Source organism: Curtobacterium oceanosedimentum (assembly GCF_040545555.1).
GTDB lineage: Bacteria > Actinomycetota > Actinomycetes > Actinomycetales > Microbacteriaceae > Curtobacterium.
This window is the reverse complement of sequence record NZ_JBEPMD010000001.1, coordinates 239,203-255,659: the sequence shown is the minus strand read 5'-3', so window position 1 is coordinate 255,659 and position 16,457 is coordinate 239,203. Positions and strand designations below refer to the sequence as shown.

At 72.4% G+C, this 16,457-nt stretch carries 14 protein-coding genes; all 14 read right to left on the bottom strand.

Annotated elements, in window-relative coordinates; genetic code table 11:
• Positions 1 to 62: 62 nt before the first annotated feature.
• Positions 63 to 2,045 (bottom strand): primosomal protein N' family DNA-binding protein, encoded by a 1,983-nt coding sequence (locus ABIC52_RS01180; protein WP_354026408.1) that lies wholly within the window; start codon positions 2,043 to 2,045, stop codon positions 63 to 65.
• Between the two features lie 7 nt (positions 2,046 to 2,052).
• Positions 2,053 to 3,267, bottom strand: coding sequence for a methionine adenosyltransferase (metK, locus tag ABIC52_RS01175; RefSeq protein WP_354026407.1), 1,215 nt, complete (start codon positions 3,265 to 3,267; stop codon positions 2,053 to 2,055).
• A gap of 5 nt (positions 3,268 to 3,272) precedes the next feature.
• Positions 3,273 to 3,536 carry a DNA-directed RNA polymerase subunit omega gene (gene rpoZ, locus ABIC52_RS01170; protein ID WP_022906709.1) on the bottom strand — a complete coding sequence of 88 codons (264 nt, stop codon included), beginning with the start codon at positions 3,534 to 3,536 and terminating at the stop codon, positions 3,273 to 3,275.
• Positions 3,537 to 3,651: 115 nt separating this feature from the next.
• Positions 3,652 to 4,575 (bottom strand): guanylate kinase, encoded by a 924-nt coding sequence (gmk, locus tag ABIC52_RS01165; RefSeq protein WP_435526050.1) that lies wholly within the window; start codon positions 4,573 to 4,575, stop codon positions 3,652 to 3,654.
• A complete protein-coding gene (gene pyrF / locus ABIC52_RS01160; RefSeq protein WP_354026406.1) occupies positions 4,572 to 5,468 on the bottom strand; it encodes an orotidine-5'-phosphate decarboxylase in 897 nt (298 codons plus the stop codon). The genes gmk and pyrF overlap by 4 nt, the downstream gene beginning before the upstream one ends.
• 11 nt (positions 5,469 to 5,479) lie before the next feature.
• Positions 5,480 to 8,758, bottom strand: a complete 3,279-nt coding sequence (gene carB, locus ABIC52_RS01155; protein ID WP_354026405.1) for a carbamoyl-phosphate synthase large subunit — start codon at positions 8,756 to 8,758, stop codon at positions 5,480 to 5,482.
• Positions 8,758 to 9,987 carry a glutamine-hydrolyzing carbamoyl-phosphate synthase small subunit gene (gene carA / locus ABIC52_RS01150; protein ID WP_354026404.1) on the bottom strand — a complete coding sequence of 410 codons (1,230 nt, stop codon included), beginning with the start codon at positions 9,985 to 9,987 and terminating at the stop codon, positions 8,758 to 8,760. The genes carB and carA overlap by 1 nt, the downstream gene beginning before the upstream one ends.
• Entirely contained in the window at positions 9,987 to 10,529 is a 543-nt protein-coding gene (locus tag ABIC52_RS01145; RefSeq protein ID WP_126890790.1) for a PH-like domain-containing protein, read from the bottom strand. Before ABIC52_RS01145 ends, carA begins: the two co-directional genes overlap by 1 nt.
• Positions 10,530 to 10,545: 16 nt before the next feature.
• On the bottom strand, positions 10,546 to 11,919 hold the full coding sequence (locus tag ABIC52_RS01140; protein ID WP_126890789.1) for a dihydroorotase: 1,374 nt from the start codon (positions 11,917 to 11,919) through the stop codon (positions 10,546 to 10,548).
• Positions 11,916 to 12,878 carry an aspartate carbamoyltransferase catalytic subunit gene (locus ABIC52_RS01135; RefSeq protein WP_209823571.1) on the bottom strand — a complete coding sequence of 321 codons (963 nt, stop codon included), beginning with the start codon at positions 12,876 to 12,878 and terminating at the stop codon, positions 11,916 to 11,918. Before ABIC52_RS01135 ends, ABIC52_RS01140 begins: the two co-directional genes overlap by 4 nt.
• Positions 12,875 to 13,444 carry a bifunctional pyr operon transcriptional regulator/uracil phosphoribosyltransferase PyrR gene (pyrR, locus tag ABIC52_RS01130; RefSeq protein WP_126890787.1) on the bottom strand — a complete coding sequence of 190 codons (570 nt, stop codon included), beginning with the start codon at positions 13,442 to 13,444 and terminating at the stop codon, positions 12,875 to 12,877. Before pyrR ends, ABIC52_RS01135 begins: the two co-directional genes overlap by 4 nt.
• A 57-nt stretch (positions 13,445 to 13,501) precedes the next feature.
• Complete coding sequence (gene nusB / locus ABIC52_RS01125) at positions 13,502 to 14,020, bottom strand: transcription antitermination factor NusB (RefSeq protein ID WP_435526049.1); 519 nt, start codon at positions 14,018 to 14,020, stop codon at positions 13,502 to 13,504.
• 11 nt (positions 14,021 to 14,031) lie between these two features.
• Positions 14,032 to 14,595 (bottom strand): elongation factor P, encoded by a 564-nt coding sequence (gene efp / locus ABIC52_RS01120; RefSeq protein ID WP_058729119.1) that lies wholly within the window; start codon positions 14,593 to 14,595, stop codon positions 14,032 to 14,034.
• 156 nt (positions 14,596 to 14,751) lie between these two features.
• Positions 14,752 to 16,440: an ABC1 kinase family protein gene (locus ABIC52_RS01115; protein ID WP_209677255.1), complete on the bottom strand. Its 1,689-nt coding sequence runs from the start codon at positions 16,438 to 16,440 to the stop codon at positions 14,752 to 14,754.
• Positions 16,441 to 16,457: the final 17 nt, after the last annotated feature.

Sequence of the window (16,457 nt, the reverse complement as noted above, 5' to 3'; positions counted from 1 at the left end):
CCCGGTGTGCGCCCGGCGCGTCGCCCACCGGTGTCGGTGGCCGCGGCGACGTCCGTGGCGGGTCAGACCTCGGTGAACGGCTCGGCGTCGTCGAGCCGCACGCGCAGGGTGGGCGCCGCACGACGGCGGTTGCCGCCCGGCAGCACCCGCCGGGTCGACGAGCGGCGGATCACCTCGGCCTTGAGCGTCGCCGCGACCTCTCCCCCGTGCGCGTACGGGAACCGCACGATCGCACGGACCGTCCCGGGCACCGGGTCCTCCGGCACCGGCACCGGGCCGAGGACCGCCCCGACCACCGCGTCGCCGAGGGCCTCGACCGCCGCGGTCACCGCCTCGTCCGTGCCGGTGAGCGTCGCCACGCGGACCGCCGGCGGGAAGTGCAGGGCGCGTCGATCGACGAGTTCGTCGTGCGCCGGACCGTCGAGCCGCCAGAGCGCCATCGCGGTGGCGAGCTTCCCGCCGATGCCGACGAGGTACACCTCGGCACCAGGCGCGCCCTTGGCGGCGGCGTTCGTCCAGAAGCGGAGCACGTCCTCCTGCACCCGGAGCCCCTCACGCGCGAGGAGCCGTTCGCCGTCGAGCAGCAGGACGCAGGCGTACCCGCCCGGCACGCTGGGCTCCGCGCCACGGGTGGCGACGACCACCGCGGGGCGGGCCGGGACCTCGTCGAGCAGACGGGAGCCGTCGGCCACCACGATCCTCGTACCGGGGAACGCCCGGCCGAGCTCGTCGGCGGTCCGCTGCGCCCCCTGCCCGACGGGCTTGAGCTTCCCCCCGCCGCACGTCGGGCACCGGTACCCGACGGCGAGGGCACCGCAGAACCGGCACTGCGGGGTCGCGTTCCGGTGCGGGCTGCCGAGTGGTCCGCCGCACACTCGGCAGTGCGCGCGCTCCCCGCAGTCGGCGCAGACCAGCCCGGTGCCGAAGCCCGGGTTCGCGACCTGCACGAGGACCGGGCCGTGCTGGCTGGCCTCGCGCGCGGCACGCCACGCCGTGCTCGGGATGCGCGCCTGGGCCGCGAAGCCCTCGGCGCTCGCCTGCTGCGCGGTCGGGATCACCTTCGGCGTCGGCACCCGGTACGGGGCGACCTCCTGGAGCCAGTGCAGCTCGACGAGCCGCTGCACGTCGGTCGACCGGGCGTGCGCGAGGAACAGGAGCGCAGCGCCGGACTGGGCGGTCCGGACGAGGGCGACGTCCCGCGTGTGCACGTACGGGGCGCGGGGCTCGACGAAGGACGCGTCGCCGTCCTCCCACATCGCCACGAGTCCGAGCTCGGTAGCCGGTGCGAACGCCGCCGTCCGGTTGCCGATCGCCACGACCGCGTGGGTCCGCGCCTGCAGCAGTGCCTTCGCCCGCTGCCCGTTCGTCTGCTTGGCGTCGAACCGGACGACGCGCTCGGGCGGGAGGACGGCGAGGAGCGCACGTTCGAGGTCGGTGACGTCGCGGAAGTCCGGCACCGCGAGCACGGCGGACTCCTCGCGTGCGACGACCTGGGATGCGGCCTGCGCGAGCGTCGCGGCCCATCCGGGCACCCACACGGGATCGTCGGCCGTCCCGAGGTCGACGGGGTGGGGGACGGCGTCGACCGCAGCCCGTCCGTGGTCGGCGAGCAGTGCCTCCAGGACGCCCTCGCCGTAGCCGGTGACGGTGGTCGGCTCGACCGCCGGCGGCGACCACGAGGTGTCTCGGGCCAGCCAGGCCTTCTCGGCACGGACCTGCCGCGTCGGCACGGCGAGCCGGAGCACGTCGGACGCGACGCCGGCGGCACGGTCGGCGACGGCGCGCGCGAGCGTCCAGATCTCCGGCGCCAGCACGGGCACCGGTGACACGACCTGCTCGACGGGACTGAGCTCGCCCGGCCAGTCTCCCTCGGAGACGATCTCGACGACGTACGCGTCGGACATCCGGGCGCCGGTGCGCAGCGGCACCTTGACGCGGACCCCCGGCACGCAGTCGTCCTCGAGCTCGGCCGGCACCCGGTAGTCGAACAGACGGTCCAACTGCGGGAGCGGCGAGTCGAGGACGACGCGCGCGACGGAGGTCACACGGTGCCTAGACGGCGGCGGTGACGAGCCCTGCTGCGGCGCGGAGCTCCTCGACGCGGTCGAGCTGCTCCCAGGTGAAGCCGGGCAGCTCGCGGCCGAAGTGGCCGTACGCCGCGGTCTGCGCGTACCGGGGCTTGAGCAGGTCGAGGTCGCGGATGATCGCGGCCGGACGCAGGTCGAACACCTCGGTGATCGCCGCCTCGATCGTGGCGTCGTCGACGTGTCCGGTGCCGAAGGACTCGACGTACAGGCCGACGGGCTTCGCACGGCCGATGGCGTAGGCCACCTGGACCTCGAGCCGGTCCGCGAGCCCCGCGGCCACGGCGTTCTTCGCGACCCAGCGCAGCGCGTACGCGGCCGAGCGGTCGACCTTGGACGGGTCCTTGCCGCTGAACGCGCCACCACCGTGCCGGGAGGCTCCGCCGTACGTGTCGACGATCACCTTGCGCCCGGTGAGCCCGGCGTCGCCCTGCGGGCCGCCGATCTCGAACCGGCCGGTCGGGTTCACGATGACGTCGACGTGCGACGAGTCGAGGTCGACCAGCTCGAGCACCGGACGGATCACGTGCTCGGTGATCTGCGCCGTGAGCTCGTCGAGGGTGACCGCGGGCGAGTGCTGCGTGGAGAGCACGACCGTCTCGACGGTCTTCGGCACGACGCCGTCGTAGCCGACCGTGACCTGCGTCTTGCCGTCCGGACGGAGGAAGTCGAGCACGCCGGTCTTGCGGACCTCGGCCAGACGCTCCGCCAGGCGGTGCGCGAGCCAGATCGCGACGGGCATGTACTCGGGCGTCTCGTTCGTGGCGAAGCCGAACATGATGCCCTGGTCACCCGCACCCTGGCGGTCGAGCTCGTCGATGCCGGCGCCGGACCGGCTGTCGAGCGACTCGTCCACGCCCTGGGCGATGTCCGGTGACTGCGCGCCGATCGACACCTCGACACCGCAGGTGCGGCCGTCGAAGGACACCTCGGACGAGTTGTAGCCGATCCCCGTGATGACGTCGCGGACGAGCTTCGGGATCTCGACGTAGCCGGAGGTCGTGACCTCGCCCGCGACGTGCACGAGCCCGGTGGTGACCATCGTCTCGACCGCGACCCTCGCGTGCGGGTCGACCGCGAGCAGCGCGTCGAGGATCGTGTCCGAGATCTGGTCGCAGATCTTGTCGGGGTGCCCCTCCGTCACCGACTCGGACGTGAAGAGGCGCAGGTTGGTGCCGCTCACCGGGGTCAGTCGGTGGGCTGCTGCTGCTTGGTGACGGTCAGCTTGTCCTCGTTGATCTCGTGCAGAGCGACGGACAGCGGCTTGTCGTCGATCGTCGAGTCGACGAGCGGGCCGACGTTGTCGAAGAGCGACCCCTCGTGCAGGTCGGCGTAGTAGTCGTTGATCTGACGCGCGCGCTTCGAGGCGAAGATGACGAGCGCGTACTTCGACTCCACCTTGGCGAGCAGGTCGTCGATGGGCGGGTCGATGATGCCCTGGGGGTTGGCCATGGTGTCTCCTGTCGGCTGCGGGTGCGTGGGGCGCGGGTCCGACCGGATCGGACCGCCAGACCGTGGTCGGGCTGCGCGGGCGCGACGCCGAGGAGGCGCGCGCGGCTGCGCTGTGTCAGGGCGCAGAGAACAAGTCTACGACCTCGCGTGCCGCGGTGCCGACATCCGAGTTCACGATCCGCACGTCGAACTCGTCCTGCGCGGCCAGCTCGACCTTCGCGGTCTCGAGGCGGCGCGCCTGTTCCTCGGCGGACTCGGTGCCGCGACCGATGAGCCGGCGGACCAGTTCCTCCCACGTCGGCGGCAGCAGGAACACGAGCACGGCCTCGGGCATGGCGTCCCGCACCTGCCGGGCGCCCTGCAGGTCGATCTCGAGCATCACCTTGTCGCCGGCGTCGAGCGCGCGGTCGATCGGCGGACGCGGCGTGCCGTACCGGTAGGAGTTGTGCACGACCGCCCACTCGAGCAGCTCGCGGTCGCGGATCATCCGGTCGAACTCGGCGTCGTCGACGAAGTAGTAGTGCACGCCGTCGACCTCGCCCGGACGGGGCTTCCGGGTCGTCGCCGAGACGCTGAGGTTCACGTCGGGGAAGTGCTCGCGGATGTGCGCGCTCACGGTGCCCTTGCCGACCGCGGTCGGTCCGGCGAGCACGACGAGCTTCGACGCGCCGCGCTTCCGGCCGCGCGCGGCGAGCCAGTCCGCCAGGGCGGTGCGCTGGCGGGTACCGAGACCACCGAGCCGCTTGGACGGCGCGATGCGGAGCTCCCCCATCACGGCCTCGGCACGCGCCGGGCCGATGCCGGACATGCTCGTGAGCAGGTCCCGCACGCGCAGGGACTTCTCGGCGGGCAGGTCCTCGTCGGACCAGGCGGCACGGGCGACCTCGAGGGCGCTGCGCTCCCCCGACGCGACCTGCGCCTTGACCGCTGCACGGGCGCGCCGTGCGGCGACGGCGGCGCGGGCAGCCGCGACCCGGTCGACCTCCGGCGGGTTGCGGTGCGCGGGCAGGTCGCCGCGGTCGGGCGTCTGGTCCGTCACGCGGCCGCCCCCAGTGCAGCGTGGATGCGGTCGACGCGGTCCTGCACGAGGGCCGCGACACCGTCCGGGCCGTCCGCCAGCAGCCCGCGGGACTCGTTCACCAGGACCTGCTCGGCGCGCGCACCGTACCGGGCGCGCAGGTCCTCGATCCGCGCACCCTGGGCGCCGAAGCCCGGGGCGAGCACCGGCGCGTTGCCGATGGTCTCCGCGTCGATGCCGAAGTCGTCGAGGTCGAGGGTGGCGCCGAGCACGAGCCCGACGTCCCCGAGCGGCTGCTCGCCGCCGGTCCGGTTGTCGTCTGCCACATCAAGGACGATACCGGCAGCGACGGATCGTCCGGCACGCGGCCCCTCGGCGAGCACGGCGGTCTGCAGCACGCGCGCCTCCGGGTTGCTCGTCGCGGCGAGCACGAACACGCCCGCGTCGTTCCGCCGCGCCACCTCGACGGTGCCGGCGAGCGAGCCGTACCCGAGGTACGGCGACACCGTCATCGCGTCGGCCCGGAACGGGCCGTCACGGTCGAGCCACGCGAGCGCGTAGTCGTCACCGGTCGACCCGATGTCGCCCCGCTTCACGTCGGCGACGACCAGGAGGCCCGCATCGCGCGCGCGACGGAGGGTCGCGTCGAGCGCGCGGTACCCGGGTACCCCGGCCGCCTCGAAGAAGGCGATCTGCGGCTTCACGATCGCCGCGCGGCCGGCGGCCGCGTCGACCAGGGTCGCGCCGAAGGCGGTGAGGCCCTGCTCGTCGCGGCCGAGCCCCCACGCCGCCAGGGTGGCGGCGTGGGGGTCGATGCCGACGCACAGGGGGGAACGCTGCCCCACGGCGGCGGCGAGCCGGACACCGAAGGGGGTCGAGCCTCCCGTCCGGGGCGTCGACACGGCGGCCGTCACGTCCGCTCCCGTCACCAGGTCGCGCGCTCGAGCGCGTAGTCCTGCAGGCTGCGGGCGCTGAGCGGGGTGCCGATCGTCTCGATCGCCGCGACCGCCGCACCGAGCTGCGCGATCGTCGTGAAGAGCGGCTTGTCCGCGGCGACCGTGGCCGCACGGATCTCGTAGCCGTCCGCACGACCGGCGGCGCCGGAGGGCGTGTTGATGACGATGTCGACCGCGTCGCGAGCCAGCAGGTCGACGACGCTCTCGCCGCCCTCGCTGTACTTGCCGACCAGGGTGACCTCGATGCCGTTGCGGCGCAGGACCTCGGCGGTCCCCTCGGTCGCGGTGATCGTGAACCCGAGCTGCTGCAGGCGGTGCACGGGCAGGACGACCTGGCGCTTGTCCGTGTCCGCGACGCTCACGAAGACCGTGCCGCTCGTCGGCAGACCGCCGTACGCGGCGTCCTGCGACTTGAGGAACGCCCGCGGGAAGTCGCGGTCGATGCCCATGACCTCGCCGGTCGACCGCATCTCGGGGCTGAGCACCGAGTCGACGACCTGGCCGTCGTGGGTGCGGAAGCGACGGAAGGGCAGCACGGCCTCCTTCACGGCGACGGGTGCCTGCGGCGGGACCGAGGAACCGTCGCGCTCCGGCAGCATGCCCTCGGCGACGAGCGCGTCGATCGACGTGCCGGTCATCACCCGGCTGGCCGCCTTGGCGAGCGGGATGCCGAGCGCCTTGGACACGAACGGGACCGTGCGGCTGGCGCGCGGGTTCGCCTCGAGGACGTAGAGCACGCCCGCGCCGATCGCGAACTGCACGTTGAGCAGGCCCTGCACGCCGATGCCGCGGGCGATCTTCTCCGTCGCCTCGACCACGCCGCGGATCTCCGCCTTGCCGAGGCCGACCGGCGGCAGGGTGCAGGCCGAGTCGCCGGAGTGGATGCCGGCCTCCTCGATGTGCTCCATGATGCCGCCGACGTACAGCCGCTCGCCGTCGAAGAGCGCGTCGACGTCGATCTCCACCGCGTCGTCGAGGAACCGGTCGACCAGCAGCGGCAGGTCCGGACCGATGATCGCCTGGTCGGCCATGCGGTCGAAGTAGTCCGCGAGGGCGGCCGGGTCGTAGACGATCTCCATGCCGCGTCCGCCGAGCACGAAGGACGGGCGGACGAGGACCGGGTACCCGATCTCCTCGGCCACCGCGGTCGCGCTGGCGAGGTCGTGGGCGGTGCCGTTCCGCGGTGCGAGCAGGCCGGCCTGCTCGAGGATCGCGGCGAACTGGCCGCGCTCCTCGGCGGAGTCGATCGCGCTCGGGGTCGTGCCGAGGATCGGGATGCCGGCCGCCTCGAGCGGCTTCGCGAGCCCGAGGGCGGTCTGACCACCGAGCTGCACGACGACGCCGACGAGCTCGCCGGACGCCGCCTCGGCCTCGATGACCTCGAGGACGTCCTCGGTGGTGAGCGGCTCGAAGTACAGCCGGTCCGAGGTGTCGTAGTCGGTGGAGACCGTCTCCGGGTTGCAGTTGATCATGATCGTCTCGTAGCCGGCGTCCGACAGCGCGAACGAGGCGTGCACGCACGAGTAGTCGAACTCGACGCCCTGCCCGATGCGGTTCGGGCCGGAGCCGAGGATGACGACCTTCTTGCGGTCGCTCGCGGCGACCTCGGTCTCGGCGTCGTACGACGAGTAGTGGTACGGCGTGAGCGCCGGGAACTCGCCGGCGCAGGTGTCCACCGTCTTGAAGACCGGGCGGATGCCCTGCTCGTGGCGGGCGTCGCGCGCCTCCTGCTCGGAGATCCCTCGCAGCGCGGCGATCTGCGCGTCGCTGAAGCCGTGCTCCTTCGCCCAGCGCAGGGTGTCCGCGTCGAGCGTCTCCGCAGCACGCACCTCGTCGGCGACCTCGTTGATGAGGACGATCTGGTCGATGAACCACGGGTCGATCTTCGTGGCCTCGAAGACCTCGTCCGCGGTGGCGCCGGCGACGAGGGCCTGCTGCACGGTCACGATGCGGCCGTCGGTCGGCACCTGGGCCTTTGACAGCAGGCCGTCCTTGTCGAGCTCGGCCGCCGGGGTGTCCCAGTGGAAGCTCGAACCGCGCTTCTCGAGGCTCCGCAGGGACTTCTGCAGCGCGGTGGCGTAGTTCCGGCCGATGGCCATCGCCTCGCCGACGCTCTTCATGGTGGTGGTGAGCGTGGCGTCGGCCGCCGGGAACTTCTCGAACGCGAACCGCGGGGTCTTCACGACGACGTAGTCGAGCGTCGGCTCGAAGCTCGCCGGCGTGACCCGGGTGATGTCGTTCTCGATCTCGTCGAGGCGGTACCCGATGGCGAGCTTCGCGGCGATCTTCGCGATCGGGAAGCCGGTCGCCTTCGACGCGAGCGCGGACGAGCGGGAGACACGCGGGTTCATCTCGATGACGATCAGGCGCCCGTTCGACGGGTCGACGGCGAACTGGATGTTGCAGCCGCCGGTGTCGACACCGACGCGACGGATGATGTCGATGCCGATGTTCCGCATGTTCTGGTACTCGCGGTCGGTCAGCGTCAGCGCCGGGGCGACGGTGATCGAGTCGCCCGTGTGCACGCCGACGGGGTCGACGTTCTCGATCGAGCAGATCACGACCGTGTTGTCGAAGTTGTCCCGCATGAGCTCGAGCTCGTACTCCTTCCAACCGAGGATCGACTCCTCGAGGAGCACCTCGGTGGTCGGGCTCGACTGCAGGCCGTCGCCCACGAAGCGGACGAGCTCCTCCTCGTTGTACGCGAAGCCGGAGCCGAGACCACCCATCGTGAAGGACGGTCGGACGACGAGCGGGTAGCCGAGGTCCTGCGCGAACGCCTTCGCCTCGTCCAGGGTGTGGGCGATGTGGCTGCGGGCCACGTCGGCACCGGACTCGAGCACGAGCTCCTTGAAGAGCTGGCGGTCCTCGCCGCGCTGGATGGCGTCGACCTTGGCACCGATGAGCTCGACGCCGTACTTGTCGAGGATGCCCTCGGCGTCGAGCTTGATCGCCGCGTTGAGCGCCGTCTGGCCACCGAGGGTCGGGAGCACGGCGTCCGGGCGCTCGATCCTGATGATCTCCTCGAGCGAGGCGCTCGTGATCGGCTCGATGTAGGTCGCGTCGGCGAAGTCGGGGTCGGTCATGATCGTCGCCGGGTTCGGGTTGACGAGGATGACGCGGACGCCCTCGGCGCGGAGGACACGGCACGCCTGGGTGCCGGAGTAGTCGAACTCGGCGGCCTGACCGATGACGATCGGGCCCGAGCCGATGACGAGGACGGAGTTGATGTCTGCGCGCTTCGGCATCAGTTGCTGCTTTCGTTCTGCGCGGCCGACGCGCCGGCGTCGGTCGTCGGGTCGGCTGCGGGGGTCGTGGCGGTGGCGGTCGCCGCGTCGAGCGGCTTCCCCTCGCGCCGCGCACGGACCAGGTCCGCGAACCGGTCGAACAGGTACATGGAGTCGTGCGGACCGGCCGCCGCCTCGGGGTGGTACTGCACGCTGAACGCGGGCACGTCGAGCGCGCGGAGGCCCTCGACGACCTGGTCGTTCAGGGAGTAGTGCGAGACCTCGACCCGGCCGAACCCGGCCGGCGACTCGAGCACCTCGCCCAGGGGCGCGTCGACCGCGAAGCCGTGGTTCTGGCTCGTGATCTCGACCTTCCCCGTGGCGGTGTCGAGCACCGGCTGGTTGATGCCGCGGTGGCCGAAGGGCAGCTTGTACGTGCCGAAGCCGAGCGCGCGGCCGAGGAGCTGGTTGCCGAAGCAGATGCCGAAGAACGGGCGGCCGGTCTTCAGGGACTCCTGGAGCAGTTCGACCTGCGCGTCGCTCGCGGCCGGGTCACCGGGGCCGTTCGAGTAGAAGAGCGCATCGGGGTCGAGCTTCTGCAGCGCGTCCGCCGTGATGTCCTGCGGCACGACGTGCACCTCGAACCCGCGCTCGGCGAGGTACCGGGTGGTGGACGCCTTGACGCCGAGGTCGAGCACGGCGAGCCGGCCGATCTGCTCGCCGACGGCAGGGACCACGTACGTCTCCGGCGTGGACACGATCGACGAGAAGCTCGCGCCGGCCATGGCGGCCTGCTCGCGCACGGCGCGCAGCTGTTCGTCCGCGGACAGGTCCGCGTCCGCCCCGCTGAAGACGCCGCCCTTCATGGCGCCCGCGTCGCGGATCCGGCGGGTGAGCGCGCGCGTGTCGATGCCGGAGATGCCGACGATGCCGTCGCGCACCAGGTGGTCGTCGAGGGTCGCGTTCGCGCGGTGGTTCGACACGACGCGGCTGGGGTCACGGACCACGTAGCCGGCGACCCAGATGCGACGGGACTCGGGGTCCTCGTCGTTGACGCCGGTGTTGCCGATGTGCGGCGCGGTCTGCACCACGATCTGCCCGGCGTAGGACGGGTCGGTCAGCGTCTCCTGGTAGCCGGTCATACCGGTGGCGAAGACGACCTCTCCCAGGGATCGGCCTCGGGCGCCGTAGGCCCGTCCGTCGTAGCGGGTGCCGTCCTCGAGGACCAGTACGGCCCGTTCGCGTGTCATCAGTTCGTCCCTTCGCCCGCGGTGTGCGGGTGTTCGTGCGTCGTCGTCAGTCCCTGCAGGGCGGCGAGTGCTGCTGCGTCGCCCTCCGGGAACCGGAAGTAGGTGTCGAGGTCCGTCGCTCCTGCGGCGCCGGTCGCCGTCCATCGCAGACGGACCAGTCCCCCGGGTTCGACCACCCGGTCGATGGCCGAGGTCGCCCGGTCGGCGCCACGGACGTCGGTCGCGGCGATCCACCGGTCGGCGGTGCCGGCGTGGTGCAGGACCACCCCGGTGTCGTGCACGGTCACCCCTCCGCGGCCCCGGAACCCGAGCCCGCCCGCCGTGATGCGTTCGAGGGGCTGGTCGGCGCGGGTCGTCGCAACGGTGAAGCCGTCCCAGGACCCGGCCGCCGGTCCGAGCCCGGTCGGCACCGGGACGGGAGGCACCGCTGCGGTCTGCGCGCGGGTCCGGGTCCGCCAGGTGCGCGCCATGGCGACGAACAGCGCGGCCACCAGGAGCAGGATCACCGCTCCGGTCAGCCAGCGCAGCGCGTCGCCGCTCACCGTGTCACCGCCGGGCTCACGCGGACGCCGCCTTCGTCGACCGCGCCGACGGCGTCGCGAGTGCGGCCGCGGCGACCGTCTCGGCGTCGACGAGCACGCCGTCGAGCAGCGTCGGGTACCCGTGGTGGAAGGTCGCGACGACCCGGCCGGGCAGCCGCATGCCGAGGTACGGCGAGTTCTGCGACTGGCCGTGCAGGTCGTCGACCGAGAACTCCCGCACCGCCGCGGGGTCGTACAGCGTCAGCTCGGCGGGGGCACCCTCGGCGATGCGCTGACCGTGCCCCTCGACCTGGCCGATGCGGGCGGGTGCCTCGGACAGCACCCGCGCGACGTCCGCCCAGCCGAGCCGGCCGTCCTCGACCACTGCGGCGTGCACGACGCTCAGCGCCGACTCGAGCCCGACCATGCCGTTCGCTGCGGCCGGCCACTCGCAACACTTCGCCTCCGCGGTGTGCGGGGCGTGGTCGGTCGCGACGATGTCGATCGTGCGGTCGGCCAGTGCGGCGCGCAGGGCGTCGACGTCCTCGCGGGAGCGCAGCGGCGGGTTCACCTTGTACCGGGCGTCGTACCCGGGTGCGCCGTCGACCCCGGCGATGAGGTCCTCGGTGAGCACGAGGTGGTGCGGCGTGACCTCGGCGGTGACCTCGATCCCGCGGGATTTCGCCCAGCGGATCACCTCGACGCTGCCGGCGGTCGACACGTGGCAGACGTGCAGGCGTGCGCCCACGTGGTCGGCGAGCAGCACGTCGCGGGCGATGATCGCCTCCTCGGCCACGGCCGGCCAGCCGGCGAGCCCGAGCTCCGACGACAGCCGGCCCTCGTTCATCTGCGCGCCGATGGTCAGCCGCGGCTCCTGCGCGTGCTGCGCGAGGACGCCGCCGAAGCCCTTGATGTACTCGAGCGCCCGACGCATGAGCAGCGGGTCGGCGACGCACGAGCCGTCGTCCGAGAAGACGCGGACCTTCGCCCGGCTCGTCGCCATCGCACCGATCTCGGACAGGTGCGTGCCCTGCAGCCCCTGCGACACGGCGCCGATCGGGCGGACCGTGACGTAGCCGGCGTCGTCCCCGAGCGCCTGGACCTGCTCGACCACGCCCGCGGTGTCCGCGACCGGCGAGGAGTTCGCCATCGCGTTGACGGCGGTGAAGCCGCCGGCCGCCGCGGCACGGGATCCGGTGAGGACGGTCTCGGACTCCTCGGAGCCGGGCTCGCGCAGGTGCGTGTGGAGGTCCACGAGACCGGGCAGGGCGATCAGGCCGTCCGCGTCCACGACCGAGGCACCGGCCGCGTCGAGACCGGACCCGACCGCGGTGATGCGTCGTCCCTCCAGGCGGATGTCGGCACGCGAGCCGTCGACCAGCTGCGCGCCGCGGATCAGGTGGGCGGTCATGCGACGTGCTCCTTCGCTTCGTGCTCGCCGGTGAGGGCGAGGTACAGGACGGCCATGCGGACGGACACGCCGTTGGCGACCTGCTCGACGACCGTCGAGCGCGGGTCGTCGGCGGCCACGCCGGCGATCTCGAGGCCGCGGTTCATCGGCCCCGGGTGCATGATCAGCGTGCGCTCGGACAGGCTGGCCGCCCGGGCGGCGGTGAGGCCGAAGTGGCGGGTGTACTCGCGGGGGTTCGGGAAGAAGGCGTCGTTCATCCGCTCCTGCTGGATCCGGAGCAGCATCACGACGTCCGGGTCCTCGGCGAGGGCGGCGTCGAGGTCGTGGTGCACGGCGGCACCGAACGGCCGGTCGACCGCGGGCAGCAGGGTCGGCGGCGCGGCGAACGTGACCTCCGCGCCGAGCGTGCGGAGCAGCCAGGCGTTGCTCCGGGCGACCCTGCTGTGCAGGACGTCGCCGACGATCGTCACGCGGACGCCGTCGAGCCCCTGCCCGCGGCTCGCGGTGCCGTGGAGACGACGGCGCATCGTGAAGGCGTCGAGCAGGGCCTGCGTCGGGTGCTCGTGCGTCCCGTCGCCGGCGTTGACGACCGGGACGTCGATCCAGTCGGCCTCGGCGAGGACCCGCGGGGCGCCCGACGCCGGGTGCCGCATGACGATGCCGTCGATGCCCATCGCGCCGAGGGTCTGCACGGTGTCCTTCAGCGACTCGCCCTTCGAGACGCTGGAGCCCTTCGCCGCGAAGTTGATGACGTCGGCGGACAGGCGCTTGGCGGCGGCCTCGAAGGAGATGCGCGTGCGGGTGGAGTCCTCGAAGAACAGGTTCACGACGGTCTTGCCGCGGAGGGCCGGGAGCTTCCGGACCTCGCGCGTGTTGACCTCGGCCATCTCCTCGGCGATGTCGAGGATGCGGACGGCCTGCTCGCGGGACAGGTCGGCGGTGGAGAGGAGGTGCTTCACGAGGCGGCCTCCTGCCGCGCGTCCGGCTGTTCGATGACGACCTCGTCGGTGCCGTCGGTCTCGGTCAGCCGCAGCGTGACCCGCTCGTCGGACGCGGTCGGCAGGTTCTTGCCGACGTGGTCCGCGCGGATCGGCAGTTCCCGGTGCCCCCGGTCGACGAGCACCGCGAGGCGGACCGCGCGCGGTCGTCCGATCCCCTGCAGGGCGTCGAGCGCGGCGCGGACCGTGCGGCCGGAGAACAGCACGTCGTCCACGAGCACGACGACCTTGCCGTCGATGCCGCCGGCCGGGATCGTCGTCCGGTGCGGGGCGCGGCCGATGCCGTGACCGAGGTCGTCCCGGTGCATGGTGACGTCGAGCGTGCCGGTGCGGGTGGGACCCGGCGTCCACTCGGGCTCGATGTCGGCCAGGATGCGGTCGAGCCGCTCGGCCAGGACGGCACCCCGTGTCGGGATGCCCAGGAGCACGAGCTCCGAGGCGCCGTGGTTGGCCTCGAGGATCTCGTGCGCGATGCGCGTCAGAGCACGCGTGATGTCGGGGTGTTGCAGGACCGTTCTGGTGCCCACGCCGACCTCCTTCCCCGCCTCACCGGACGGACTTAAAGGACGCTGACGTGGACAACCCTACTCGGACTCCTCGTCCCCCGCGACAGTCCGACCGGACGGTGCGGCGCCCTGCTCGGCAGTCCGACCGGACGGTGCGGAGCCCTGCTCGGCAGTGCGACCGGACGGTGCACGGCCGCCGGCGACGGCGCCGAGCACGCCGTTCACGAAGCCGGCCGAGTCGTCCGTCGAGAGCGACTGCGCGAGCTCGACGGCCTCGGCGATGGCGACCGCGTCCGGGACCTCCGGGTTGTACCGGAGTTCCCAGACACCCATCCGCAGGATGCAGCGGTCGAGCACGGGCATGCGGGCGATGGACCAGCCCTGCGCGTGCTCGACGATCACCTTGTCGATCGCCGAGCGGTCGTCGTCGACGCCGGTGACGATCTGACGGGCGTAGTCCCAGCTCGACGCCCGCTCGGGCTGGTCGAGGTGCCGCACCGTCTCGGTGGCCAGGACGTCCGCGATCGGGAGCTCACGCACCTCGGCGACGTACAGCATGTCGAGGGCGCGCTTGCGGGCCTTCGAACGAGCACTCATGGAGCGAGCGCCTAGTTGTTGACGCGGCCGAGGAAGCTGCCGTCGCGCGTGTCGATCTTCACGGTGGTGCCGTTCTCCAGGTAGAGCGGGACCTGGATGCGGTGGCCGGTCGCGATGATGGTCGCGTCCTTCGTGCCGCCCGAGGAACGGTCGCCCTGCAGGCCCGGCTCGGTCTCGACCTCGGTGACGATCGACGTCGGGAGCTCGATGTAGAGCGGGTTGCCCTCGTTCATCGCGATGGTGACCATGGCGGACTCGAGCAGGTAGTTCTTGGCGTCGCCGACGACGGTCTCCGACACGGGGACCTGGTCGTAGGTGTCGGTGTCCATGAAGACGTACGACTCGCCGTCCTGGTACAGGTACTGGTAGTCGCGGCGGTCCACGGTCGCGGTGTCGATCTTCGCGCCGGCGTTGAACGTGCGGTCGACGACCTTGCCCGAGACGACGTTCTTGAGCTTGGTGCGGACGAAGGCGCCGCCCTTGCCCGGCTTGACGTGCTGGAACTCGACGACCGACCAGAGCTGCCCGTCGATGATGAGAACGGCGCCGTTCTTGATGTCAGTGGTACTCGCCATGGGTCTTCCGTTCGATGGTGTTGTGAAGGTCTCCCGGACGTTCGTCCGGTCCCGGCGACGACGGAGAGTGCCCGCGCCGACGCCCCGACGAGTGTAGCGGACGAGGACCGCCGGGCCGGTGGTCGCCGCCGTGGGCGACCGCCGCTCGGTCGCGGCTCACCGCCTCCGCCGCGCCCGCCACGCGTCGATCGCCGCCCAGACCAGCAGCACCACGGCGGTACCGCCCAGGATCCCCCCGGCCTCCCCGGTGGAGAGCACCGCCGTCGGCCTCGCCGGCGACGCGAGGTACACGATCGCCAGCACGCCGGCACCGGCGCCGAGCAGCACGAGCAGCACGCGCCGCACCAGGCCGGAGACCACCTCACGGTCGCGGCGGTCCGAGAACAGCCGGATGTTCACCGCGAGCTTGCCCGTCTCGAGCGCCTCGGTGATGCGGTCGACCCGTCGGGGCAGCTTCCGTGCGGCCGACACCACCCCGAAGAGCTCGCGGACGGCGAGGTCGCGCACGGCCCGCGGCCGCAGCTGGTCGCGGATCTGCTGCCGCGCGAGATCGCGCGACTCCTCGAGCAGGTCGAACGACGGCGCGAGGCTGCGGAGGGTCCCCTCGAAGATCGCGAGCGCTCGGGCGGCGGCGACGAAGTCCGGTGGTGGCTTGAGCCGGTAGCGCCCGAACACGGCGACGGCGTCGTCGACGGTCTCGACGCCGATCCGGGCACCTGGGCCGAGCTCGTCCGCGACGAACGCCGCGATGTCCCGGCGGAAGTCGGGTTCGTCCTCGGCGTCGCGTACCGGTGCCATCCGCATCACCGCGTCGGCGATCCGCTCCGTGTCGTCCTGGATGTAGCCGGCGAGCAGGTCCTGCACGGTGCTCCGCAGGCCCGGGTCGAGTCGGCCGACGGACCCGAAGTCGATGAGGGCCGGACGCCCGTCCGGCAGCAGCACGACGTTCCCCGGGTGCAGGTCGGCGTGGTAGATCCCGTCGAAGACGATCTGCCGGAGGAAGGCGTCGAGCACGGCGCGCATCGGCGTGTCGAGGTCCTGGCCGCTCCCCGCGGCACGCAACGCGCTGAGCGTCTCGCCGTCGAGGAACTCCATCACCATCACCCGACGGCCGGAGAGGTCCCGGTACGGCTCCGGGTAGGCGACCGCGTCCGGCCGGGCGCTCCTGGCCTGCGCGGCACGCAGCGCGGTCAGGTTCCGCATCTCCGAGGTGAAGTCCACCTGACGCACCAGGTCGTCGGCGTACTGCTGTGCGACGTCGGCGACCCCGACCTGGCGGGCCTCGGTGCTCGTGCGCGCGAGGAACCGGACCACCCGCAGCGCGATGTCGACGTCGCGACGGACCGCGGTGTCGATGCCGGGGCGCTGGACCTTGACGGCGACGACCGTTCCGTCGAGCAGGGTCGCGCGGTGCACCTGCGCGATCGAGGCCGCGGCGACCGGTTCGGCGTCGAAGGACGCGAACACCTCGTCGACGGATGCGCCCAGCTCCTCCTCGAGGAGCGCCGCGACCTCTGCGGCGTCGGCGGGACGGACGCTCCGCTGCAGGTGTGCGAGGCCCTCGGTCCACTCGTCGGGCAGCAGGTCGTCGCGGGTCGACAGCAGCTGTCCCATCTTCACGAACCCACCGCCCGCCTCCTCGAGGGCGCGACGCAGGTGCTCGGCCTGCCGTCGCCGCAGGTCCGACGTCTCCGGCTCACGCGTGAAGTCGAGCCGTCGGAAGGGCAGGAGCTCGTGGCGGCGGGCGATCGACAGCAGCTCGGCGAAGCGTCGGGCACGGGAACGCAGGCTGCCGACGGCGACGTCCTGCTGGCCGAGGTCGCTCAGGCGGGGCGGGGTGGGCACCGGACCAGTCTGCTCCC

Coding starts and splice junctions, on each gene's coding strand:
- carB (WP_354026405.1), bottom strand. CDS start 8,758: ATGCCGAAGCGCGCAGACATCAACTCCGTCCTCGTCATCGGCTCGGGC.
- rpoZ (WP_022906709.1), bottom strand. CDS start 3,536: ATGGCCAACCCCCAGGGCATCATCGACCCGCCCATCGACGACCTGCTC.
- carA (WP_354026404.1), bottom strand. CDS start 9,987: ATGACACGCGAACGGGCCGTACTGGTCCTCGAGGACGGCACCCGCTAC.
- efp (WP_058729119.1), bottom strand. CDS start 14,595: ATGGCGAGTACCACTGACATCAAGAACGGCGCCGTTCTCATCATCGAC.
- nusB (WP_435526049.1), bottom strand. CDS start 14,020: ATGAGTGCTCGTTCGAAGGCCCGCAAGCGCGCCCTCGACATGCTGTAC.
- ABIC52_RS01140 (WP_126890789.1), bottom strand. CDS start 11,919: ATGACCGCCCACCTGATCCGCGGCGCGCAGCTGGTCGACGGCTCGCGT.